11 protein-coding genes and 1 riboswitch are annotated in these 10,942 nt (G+C 31.5%); of the genes, 9 read left to right on the top strand and 2 right to left on the bottom strand.

Annotated elements, in window-relative coordinates:
* From dinB to ACI3VO_RS15005, 3 genes are all read left to right on the top strand, one after another.
* The coding region (gene dinB, locus ACI3VO_RS15015; RefSeq protein WP_439758694.1) for a DNA polymerase IV at positions 1-910 on the top strand (910 nt) is incomplete at its 5' end.
* A gap of 107 nt (positions 911-1,017) precedes the next feature.
* Positions 1,018-1,211: riboswitch (cobalamin riboswitch) on the top strand.
* Between the two features lie 258 nt (positions 1,212-1,469).
* Complete coding sequence (locus ACI3VO_RS15010) at positions 1,470-1,763, top strand: metal-sensitive transcriptional regulator (RefSeq protein ID WP_439758693.1); 294 nt, start codon at positions 1,470-1,472, stop codon at positions 1,761-1,763.
* 12 nt (positions 1,764-1,775) lie between these two features.
* Positions 1,776-2,204, top strand: a complete 429-nt coding sequence (locus tag ACI3VO_RS15005) for a SoxR reducing system RseC family protein (protein ID WP_439758692.1) — start codon at positions 1,776-1,778, stop codon at positions 2,202-2,204.
* 40 nt (positions 2,205-2,244) lie between these two features.
* On the opposite strand, the gene ACI3VO_RS15000 is transcribed toward ACI3VO_RS15005, so the two are convergent.
* On the bottom strand, positions 2,245-2,733 hold the full coding sequence (locus ACI3VO_RS15000) for a threonine/serine exporter family protein (protein WP_439758691.1): 489 nt from the start codon (positions 2,731-2,733) through the stop codon (positions 2,245-2,247).
* Positions 2,734-2,738: 5 nt separating this feature from the next.
* Positions 2,739-3,524: a threonine/serine ThrE exporter family protein gene (locus ACI3VO_RS14995; RefSeq protein WP_439758690.1), complete on the bottom strand. Its 786-nt coding sequence runs from the start codon at positions 3,522-3,524 to the stop codon at positions 2,739-2,741.
* A gap of 202 nt (positions 3,525-3,726) precedes the next feature.
* Here ACI3VO_RS14995 and ACI3VO_RS14990 point away from each other — a divergent pair, with 202 nt between their 5' ends.
* The 6 genes from ACI3VO_RS14990 to ACI3VO_RS14965 all read left to right on the top strand — a co-directional run.
* Positions 3,727-5,094, top strand: coding sequence for a hypothetical protein (locus ACI3VO_RS14990; RefSeq protein ID WP_439758689.1), 1,368 nt, complete (start codon positions 3,727-3,729; stop codon positions 5,092-5,094).
* A gap of 81 nt (positions 5,095-5,175) precedes the next feature.
* A complete protein-coding gene (locus ACI3VO_RS14985; protein ID WP_439758688.1) occupies positions 5,176-5,664 on the top strand; it encodes a hypothetical protein in 489 nt (162 codons plus the stop codon).
* A gap of 112 nt (positions 5,665-5,776) precedes the next feature.
* Complete coding sequence (locus ACI3VO_RS14980) at positions 5,777-6,532, top strand: serine hydrolase (RefSeq protein WP_439758687.1); 756 nt, start codon at positions 5,777-5,779, stop codon at positions 6,530-6,532.
* 23 nt (positions 6,533-6,555) lie between these two features.
* Positions 6,556-7,521 carry a dipeptidase gene (locus ACI3VO_RS14975; protein WP_439758686.1) on the top strand — a complete coding sequence of 322 codons (966 nt, stop codon included), beginning with the start codon at positions 6,556-6,558 and terminating at the stop codon, positions 7,519-7,521.
* A gap of 20 nt (positions 7,522-7,541) precedes the next feature.
* Positions 7,542-9,458, top strand: a complete 1,917-nt coding sequence (locus ACI3VO_RS14970; protein ID WP_439758685.1) for a hypothetical protein — start codon at positions 7,542-7,544, stop codon at positions 9,456-9,458.
* The coding region (locus ACI3VO_RS14965; RefSeq protein ID WP_439758684.1) for a UvrD-helicase domain-containing protein at positions 9,442-10,942 on the top strand (1,501 nt) is incomplete at its 3' end. The genes ACI3VO_RS14970 and ACI3VO_RS14965, both read left to right, overlap by 17 nt.

Here is a 10,942-nt window from a genome sequence, read left to right as displayed (position 1 = left end):
AAAAATTGCTCAAAAGAGATGCCCGTATGCAATTTTTGTGAGACCTAGATTTGACGTATATAAAAAAGTATCTAATCAAATAAGGGATATATTCCATAGATATACAGATTTAGTCGAACCTCTTTCTTTAGATGAGGCATTTTTAGATGTCACAGATCCCAAAATACCAATAAAATACGCGACTACTATAGCAAAATTTATAAAAAGAGATATCCTGATGGAGACGGGACTAAACTCTTCGGCAGGAGTTTCGTATAATAAATTTTTGGCTAAGCTAGCATCAGATTACAACAAGCCAAACGGATTTACTGTTATAATGCCAGAGGATGCCCAAGAATTTTTAGATAAGTTGCCTATAGAAAAATTCTTTGGAATTGGAAAAGTAACTTCTAAGACTATGAAGAGAATAGGAATAAAAAATGGATATGATTTGCGCCAATTGAGCTTGTACGAATTAGAGAAAATTTTTAAAAGTAAGGGATATCAGTATTATAACTTTGCGAGAGGAATAGACAATAGACCTGTTGAGCCTTATAGAGAGCGAAAATCTGTAGGCTCAGAAATTACTCTAGATCACAATTACAGACTCGACGAGGAGGAAGTAGTCGATATATTAGACGAATTATGTCTAGATGTTAGCGACAGAATTAAATACTTAAATAAATTGGGGAAAACTGTTACTCTTAAGATAAAGTTTGAGGATTTTACTCAGATAACTAGGAGTACGAGCTTAAATTCTGGAATAAGCTCACATGAAGATATAAGAACAAATATATATAATTTACTTAGAAATATAGACGATGATAATCTACAAATAAGATTATTAGGGGTTACATTATCTAATTTAATAGATGTAGAGGAAACTTATCACAATATAACCTTATTTGAATATATGCAAAATAGAGATTAAAAAATAATATATCTCAAAATTATTGTAATTATTGAAAAAATTAGTAAAAAAAGGTATAATTAAGTACACACCCTGTTGTGTAGATAAAATTATAGGATAAGATTCATAAATTGAATATTGTTCAAGGTGTATTTTAACAATACTTAAAAGGGAATGTGGTGAAAAGCCGCAGCAGCCCCCGCTACTGTAAGGATGACGAAAGCTTAAGGTTTTGGAGAACTTAGCTCCACTGTTAAATCGGGAAGGAGAAGCTAGTAGAATGATTCCGAGCCAGGAGACCTGCCTAAAATGATACATGCTCTTTCGGAGGGAGAGAAATACTGTAATATGGGTTATTTATAATCGTACGGAAATATTAGACAGAGAATATACATATTATAGATTTTTTTGGGACCGAAGAAAAAGGTTCTTTTTTTGTGAATAATAAAAGAACATTAATTCAGTTTGTGAGTCTTATTTTATTGCGTTTTTTTGTCGATATAGTACGTTAAAATAAAAACATTTAAATTGGAACTTTTAATGGTATAATAATATATATCACTAGTAAGAGGTGTAAATAATGAATGAAAAAAAATTAGCTAAAGGAAATGACAAAGCTGCACTTAATAGGAGGCTTAAGCGAATTGAAGGCCAAGTAAAAGGCATACAGAAGATGATTGAAAATGATCGATACTGTGTAGATATACTAGTGCAAATATCGGCTGTAAGATCTGCAATCGACAATGTCGGAGCAATTATACTTGAAAATCATATTAAAGGGTGTGTATCTAATAGTTTAAAACACGGCGATAAAGAAGACAATGAAGCTATAATTAAAGAATTAATGGATACTATCAAGAAATTTACAAAATAGGGGGAAATCTCGATGAATCAACAAGGATTTATAATTGAAATAGTAGATGATAAGACTGCTAAAATGATTATGCAACGTCATTCTGCATGTGCATCATGTGGAAAGTGCGCAAAATTATCTTCAGAAACTCAAGATTTAGTCGTAGAAGTTGATAATAAAATAGGAGCTAAAGTAGGGGATCATGTAGAAGTTAGTATGGAAACTGTAAAAGTAATGAAGGCTACAATGCTTGCATATGTAATGCCACTTATATTTTTAATTTTAGGAACAGCAGTTAGCTTCTTTGTACTTAATAGCATTTCATTTAAAGGACCATTAGAAGTAATAAGTGGTGCATGTGGATTGTTATGTACATTATTAAGTTATCTTTACTTGAAGAAAAATGACCAAAAATACAGAGATAGCAGAGAGTATATTCCTGTAATAGTTAGAATAGTTTAGTATATAAATGTACAAAAGGAGCCGGGTTTGGCTCCTTTTTTTAAATTTTATCTGTATTCATATTTTGTTTATATTTTCTAATTTTAATTTTTGCAAGCAGTATATAATACGTCTTAGTCAAAGATGTGATTATAAGAATTCCGATTGCTATACCACCACTTTTTAGTAGTGTATCTGTTCCAGTTGCTACAGCTTCTACATAATTTTTTTGGACTAGTGAATACATTGTGTTGTAAAGTCCAATCCCTGGAACTAGTGGAAGTATCCCAGGAATTATAAAGCTGATTGCAGGATATTTTAACTTACGAGCTAGTATCTCACTGGATAGAGAAATAACAGCTGAAGCTATGACCATAGAAAATAGAGGCACTTTTGTAAGATTAGACAGCACGATATAGGTTGACCATCCGATACCTCCTATTGCACCGCATGGAATTAATGATTTTCTCGGTGCATTAAAAAATATGGAGAATCCTACTGTTGCAACAAATGAAAATATAAAATTTGTTATTAAATCCCAAAAACTCATCTATATTAACCTCCAAATCTGATCCAAAAATCAAGTACAGAACCGACGCCAAGAGCTATTGCAGCGGCGATTAAGAATGCCTCGAACACACGAGAAACTCCAGAAACTAAGTCGCCAGATATCAAATCTCTAAGTCCCTTTACAAACGCAACTCCAGGAAGCAGTGGCATTATAGAGCCAACTATAAGCATTTTGGGGTCTTGTAGAATTCCTATTTCACAAAATGCAACTCCAAAAGTAGCTATAGCAAATGACGCTACTAAAGTGGATATAAACATCATAGAGTTTATCTTTAAAATTCCATTGTATATAATAGTTCCGACAACTGATATTATCATAGTAAGAAAAAAGTCGGCAATACTTGTACCACCTAATAAGTAGGCAAAGCAAGCAGATGCAACAGCAGTTGCCGCATAAAATGGAATTATATTATATGGTGGAGGAAGAGTAGCTATTTTTTTAAGCTCATTAATAGCTTCTTCTGTAGTCATATCTGGATTTTCGACGAATTTTCTAGATACAGTATTTAGTAAATCTATTTTATTTAAGTCAATCCCTCTACGCTTTATCGTTCTCATAAAAGATAATCCATCGAATTTATCATCTGCAATTATTATACATGTAGGTGTTGTAAATACATTAATATGTCTATATCCACGAGAAGCACATACTCTTAAAACACTGTCTTCAGCACGAGAGGTTTCTACACCGTTAGTCAACATCAACTCGCCTAGAAAAAGAGCAAATCTTAAAATTTCTTTTTTTTGTATTAATTGATATTCTTCTCTCATAAAATTTTATCCCTTCTTTATATATTTGAACAAACACCTTTAGACTTTATTAAAAAATCTTAAAGTTATTTTGATATACACTAGATTATATCAAAAAAAGTATAAATTGTTTACCTTTACTATAGAATTATTAAAATGTAACCAAAAATTAACATAAACATATAATACTATTATCTAAAAATTTAAAAGGAGAATAGAGTATATGACAGGAGCGCATTATATTTATATTTTGTTCATAATCGTAATTCTTATAACTATGATTATGAAAAAGGACACCGTAGTACCTTGTGTTTTAGGAGTATTTTGTCTGGGGTTATTTTATAGTAATAATATTGCAGGGTCATTAGGAGCAGTATTTAATTCTTTTATTGTTTCTTTGGGGGAACTTGGCCCTGTAATATTGATCATATCTATAATGGTAGCTTTATCGAAAGCACTTGAGACAAATCACGCTATAAATTATATGATTAAACCTTTTTCTAGATTTATAAAAAATCCTACTACTGCATTTTTTATAATAGGGATAGCTATGATGTTGCTTTCTTGGTTTTTCTGGCCTACACCAGCTGTGGCTTTAGTTGGAGCGATTTTTTTGCCTGTAGCAATGGAGGCTGGACTTCCTGCAATAGGAGTAGCAATGGCTCTTAATTTATTTGGTCATGGGTTGGCTTTATCTACTGACTTTGTAATTCAAGGAGCGCCAGCTATTACTGCAGGTGCCGCTGGAATTGAAGTACATGAAGTAATAAGTCAAGGTATGCCATTGTATTGGATTATGGCAGTAGTCACTATTTCTGTTGCGTTTTGGGGTCTTAGAAAAGATTTGAAAAAAGGAATGTTTAGAGAAGAGCTGAAAAATGTAGAACACGAGGAGATAAAAAAGTTCAATAAAAATGCCAAGATAGCTACATTTTTAGTGCTAATTGGATTTATACTAGATATTGTAGCGATGAGTGTATTGGATTTAAAAGGAGGAGATGCATCTGCTTTATTAGGTGGTACAGCAGTGCTTCTAATCATAGTAATCAACTTGATGAATCACAAGAAGAAATGCTTTGATGTTACGTGTGAAAATATAATCGAGGGATTCGTGTTTGGAATTAAGATATTTGCGGCGATAATTCCTATAGCGGCTTTTTTCTATATGGGAGAAGTGGCGCCTATGACTTCTATTTTAGGAGAAGTATTGCCAGCTAATTCACAGGGCTTGTTATCTGATATAGGTGTAGCACTATCAAATACTATTCCGCTCAATAGATTTGCAGTTTGCAGTATACAAACTGTAGTAGGAGCTATAACAGGTCTTGATGGATCTGGATTTTCGGGAATATCGTTAGTTGGTTCTCTTGCGAATGTATTTGGAACAGCTATAGACGGTAGTGTAGGTGCTCTATGTGCATTAGGTCAAATAGCAGGTATATGGACAGGTGGAGGATGTTTAGTTCCTTGGGGATTGATTTCAGCAGCTGCAATCTGTGGAGTAAGTCCAATAGAGCTAGCTAAGAGAAATTTCAAACCTATAATTATAGGATTTGTTGTAACTACAATAGCTGCGATGTTTATAATTTAATATATTTTGGACATAAGAAAAAATAGTCACAATCCCTTTATTTTAAGAATATATTAAAATAAAGGGATTAGAGGTGGCTTTATGGAGAGGATAATTAAATACGGTGGAAAGCTGTTTTTTGGAAGTTTAATTATATGTATATTGTCATTTTTTTATTTTAAATTAATTCCTTATGGAGAAGCCAGCAATTTAATAGGATATTTATTTTTAGAAATTTTCTTGGGATATAATTTTTATGTAGGATATAAATATAGGTTGAATTTGAAGGAAGCTTTTATTGTGGGAATTTTAGGTTCCAGCTTTGGAATATTTTTATTGTTTTTTGCAAGCTATACTCATTATGTAATAGATGAAGCTTATTGGGCTATTTGGATGATGCAATTTTATTTTATGCCTACAATGTCCTTTATAACTGATTTTTCTGTGAATGTATCGCTTGGATATGTGGTTTTTCTTATAAATTTTAGTGTTTTACTTGTTGTTTTAGGTGCTGTATTTAGCTTTTTAAAGGAAAAATTAATTTCTTTTAAACAGAAGAGCAGTTTATTTGTTTACAAAGACTTCTTATAATTAAGAAGTTTTTTTGCGTACATTATTATGTACAGTTTGTCCGTCCAAATGTATTATTTATAGGATATAATAGTATTTATATTGATTGAATACAATTTTGGGGGAGGAAATTATGGAGAGATTATCTCGAATTAATGGAAAAGTAGGATTTTATTATAAAAATTTAGTTACAGGAGAAGTGGTTAAATATAATGAAAAGGAGCCAATGCTTGCCGCTAGTTTGATAAAGCTAGCTGTTTTAGGAGAGGTTTTCAGAGAAATAGAAAGTGGACAAATAAATGAACAAGAGATATTTACTACTCGTGATGTAGACAAGGTTCCTTCTTGTGGCGCTTTAAATTATATGGATCAAGGTTTAAAGGTAACATTAAAGGATTTATACACTTTGATGATAATATTGAGCGATAATTACGCTACAAATATTTTGATAGATAGATGTAAAATAGAAAATATAAATAATTTTATCGAGGAAAATGGGTTAAAGAACACTGTATTAAAGCGCAAAATGTTCGATTCTGTAGGCGCTAGTAAAGGATTGGAAAATTATACAAGCGCTGAAGATATGGCTTTATTACTAGAAAAAATTTATAATGGAACTCTAGTATCTAAAAAAGCTTCAGCTAAAATGCTAGAGGTTTTAAAGAATCAAAGATTAAACGGCAAAATACCATTTTTCTTAAGCTCTGGAGAAAATAAGGTTCAAATAGCTCATAAAACTGGTGAAGATACGGGTATTACACATGATGTAGGCATAGTTTTGGGGAAAGAGCCTTTTATAATTTGCTTCTTGAGTAATGAGGTAAATGTACCAGAATTTGAGAGAATTATACAGGATATGAGCTTTGAAATTTATAAGAAAAATAAATAGAGTGATTGAGGGGAGAACTTAGTATGAAGGTAATAGACATGCATTGCGATACGATGAAGGAAATTTTAGATTGTAAAAGATTAGATTCTCGTGCAAATTTGAGAAGAAATAATTTACATGTTGATATAGAAAAGATGAAAAAAGGAGATTACATGCTTCAAGTATTTGCTGCGTATACGAATATGAAAGCAGAGCAGCCCCTATCTGAATGCTTGAAGATTATAGATTTATTTCACAATGAGATTGAAGCTAATAAGGACGACATAGGATTAGTTTTGTCGTATCAGGATATATTGAGAAACTTAGAGCAAAATAAAATGTCGGCTCTTTTGTCTATAGAAGAAGGTGCTTGCTGTCAAGGTGATTTAGGTATTCTTAGAAATTTTTATAGACTAGGCGTTAGGATGATGACTCTGACTTGGAATTATGAAAACGAGCTTGGATTTCCTAATGAAATAATAGATGGCGAGTTAGTTGTGGATAGAGGGTTGAAGAAAACAGGATTTGAATTTATAGAAGAAATGGAAAACTTAGGAATTATAATAGATGTTTCGCATTTATCAGATGCAGGCTTTTACCATATACTAGAAAATACTAAAAAGCCTTTTGTTGCTAGCCATTCAAATGCCAGAGGATTGTGTAACAATAGACGTAATTTGACAGATGATATGATAAGAAAGCTGGCTGAGAGAGGCGGAGTTATGGGAATTAATTTCTATTCTTATTTTTTAGATAAGAATGCAACTTCTAATTCTGATGCAAAAATAGACGATATGATAGCCCATATGAAATACATAAAAAATATAGGTGGAATTGAATGTATAGGTCTGGGAAGTGATTTCGATGGAATTGACTGTAGAGTTGAAGTAGAGGATGCATCAAAAATGCAAATTTTAGCGAAAAAAATGAAAAAAGAAGGATTTACGGAAAATGAAATAGAACATATATTCTATAAAAATGTTTTGAATTTATTTAAAGAAGTACTTTAATAAATATAAGAGGTCAAAGCTTGCTAAATGCAGGCTTTAATCTTTTGAGAGAAGGTGATGGCGTGAAAAATTTATTTACAAGCTTAGAGGATAGAAAAAATATCGTAAAAAAATATTTAGAAACAATAAAAAACAACAATTTTAAATCAAATAATATATTGATGCTAGTCGACAATAATGTGATTAGATTAAATTACATAAGACAGATGAGCTTGGATTTAAGTGAAGAGCTTAAAATATGTACCTACAGCCAATTTATAAGAGAGGAGATTACAAAGTACTGGCCTATTATATCTGGTGCTTGTAAAGATATAGTAAATAAAAGCTTGTCTCCAATTTTTATATCTACTAATTTAAAGACGTATATATTTGAAACAAAGGTAGCAGATAAGAGAAATCGAAAAAATTACTTTACAGATATTACGGGGACTAACAGATCCATAGCTTCTAGTATTGTGAATAATCTAGACCATGCTATCTATAATGATATAGATTACAAAGCTATAGGTCAAAGGCTCTATAATTCAAAATCAAATAAGGAAAATGTAGATTTGTTTTCATATATACAAATGGACGAGATAATAGGTGAATATATGGATGAGATGCTCAAAAATTCTATGGTAGATGACAGCATCAGCGTGTATTTATACAATAATTATTTGTTAAAGGACGAGCTTTATTTAGAGCAGTTATTTAATAGATATGATTACCTATTTGTGGATGATTTACAAAATATAAGTGTGAGTCAGGCTTTGCTAATAGATTTTTTTGATAAAAGAGAGAAGGAAATATATCTTTATTTAGACAGTAATAAGTATTTTTCTTCTTTTATAAAAAACGACCTCAAATATGTATGTGATAATTTACTTGAAGAAGATCAATATTACTCAAACATAGGTATTTTTGATTTGATAAATATGCCTGCGAAGATAGAGCTAGATCAGTCGAGTCAGTTGTACAGTGAGATGATAGGGAAAATAACAGACAAAGTAAAAGAATTAGTAAAAGGCGGTGTATCTAAAGGAGATATATGCGTAATAACCCCTGTTAATACACCTGTATTAGATTACGACATTTCAACTGAACTACAAAAAATCGATATAGATGTTTTAAGTACCAAAAAAGACAGTAAAATAATAGACTACCCATATGGAAATCTTTTATATGTTGCAGTTGCAATTTTCTGCAAGCTCCAAAATCATGTCAAGGAGGAGGAGTTTATAAATTTTATTCAAATTCTATTTGATGTAAATAGAATAAAATCATGTAAAATATACAAAAATAGGGATGAAGAGGAATCCTATATAGAGATAATAAAATATATAGAAGAAAAGAGAGCTGAAAATCTAAGCATAGGAGAATTTTTAATAAAATTCTACATAGATAAGGTTTTAAATTTAAAAGAGGGCAGAAAAAACGTATCGATTTGTAAAAATATAGTTTCAGAGAGTGAAGCTTTTACAGAGTGCTTAGATAAATTGGACTTGAAGGAAAACAAGAGCGAGGAGGAGGTTTTCTTAATTTCTCTAAAGAAATTTATAAAGGATTATTTTGTATCTAGAGACATAGAAGATATAAAGTCACAGGATAAAGTGTTGATAAGCACGCCTTTTTCGTATATATATAATAGGATAAATAGAAAGGTTCAGATTTGGGTAGATATAGGAAGTAATGCTTGGAATATGAAAATCGAGAGGGATTTATCAAATCCAATAGTTTTGAAAAAATCATTTGAAGAGAACAAGGTTTATACTAGCGAGATAGAAGACGATTATAAAAAGTACTACCTTTATAACACTGTGTATAATCTACTAAAATCCTGTGAAAATGTGTATGCGTATAAAAGCGATTATTCCATAAACGGCTATATCCAAGAAAGCGGGTTGTACAGCTTAGTACTTAGATTAATTGACAAGGGAGATGAAAGTTTTGAGTGATATAAATTATAGAAAAGACCAAATACCTATAATAAACTACAGCGAGGGTACTATGGCAGTGCCAGCAGTACCAGGTGCCGGCAAAACATTTATAGTAACTAATCTAGTAGCTAAGCTTTTGACTGAAAACAAAAATGAAAAGGGGAAAATTTTAATTCTCACATATATGAACAGCGCAGTAAACAACTTTAAAGGTAGAATAAAGAAAATTCTAGAGGAAAAGGGAATAGAATCTACAAATGGATTTGAGGTCATGACAATACATTCGCTTGCAGTTAAGATAATCAAGGAAAAACCAGAGGTCATGATGCTAAGTGATGAATTCAACATAGCTGACGAGCTTCAAAAGACTATGATATTAAACGACTGTATAAACACATTTAGAGCTAGTGGTGGAGAGACTGCGTATAGATATTTTTTAAAGGAACAAAAAAATCAAATTTGGTACGAAAGACAGCTAGATGCTTGGGAGGGTGGATTCTTTGATTTGGTATCAAGTGCAATAAGCTCTCTAAAGTACAACGATATTACTCCTAAAAAGCTAGACGAGATGACCTATAGCAATAAGGGAGTTTTAAAAATAATAAGCTTTATATATAGGGAATACGATAAAAAATTAAAACAAAATGGTCTTTTAGATTACGACGATTTGTTGATTTACGCATATAAGACTTTATGTGTAGATGAAGGCTTGAGGGAAAAATTCCAAAACAAGTATAGATATGTATTCGAGGATGAGTGCCAGGATTCGAATGAAATTCAAGGAAAGATAATCAAATTAATCTGTGAAAAGAGCAATAATTTAGTCAGAGTTGGAGATATTAACCAAAGTATAACAGGGACATTTTCATCTTCAGATCCTAAGTTTTTTAAACAATTTATGCAGGAGGCAGAGTACTGCTATGAGATGAATATGTCTAATAGAAGCTCAAAGGATATTTTGAATCTCGCCAACAGCCTTGTAAAATTCGTATGTAATGAACTCAAACAGATTGAATGTAGAGATGCCCTACAGGAAATCGAGATAGAAACAGTAGAGAAAGGACAAGGATACAAGGAAAATCCACAGCCAGACGGATATCAAATAAGCGCTATATGGTACAAGACATTTGAAGAGGAGATAGAAAAGACTGTCAGATATGTAAAGGGAATAAAAAACAAATATCCAGATAAAAGTATAGGTATATTAGTACCTTATAATGCGCAGGTAAGTCAAGTCGCCAAAGTGCTTGAAAGAGAAGAATTGGAATTTGAAGAACTTGGACCAAATTCAAAGAATAAAAGACGAGTTATAAATAATTTGGCTAAAATAATAGATTTTATGATAAATTGCGATGATATAGATAAGCTTATAGAGGTTCTTTCAGATGTGTTTATAAAAACAGACAATAAGGAAGGCAAAAAGGATTTTCTAAATATGCTAGAAAAATACAGCGTGGAAGAACTTTTATACACAGATATAAAGGATAAACCTCTTATAATAG

This window comes from Intestinibacter sp. (assembly GCF_051866655.1).
GTDB lineage: Bacteria > Bacillota > Clostridia > Peptostreptococcales > Peptostreptococcaceae > Intestinibacter.
This window is presented reverse-complemented; position numbering and strand designations above follow the sequence as displayed.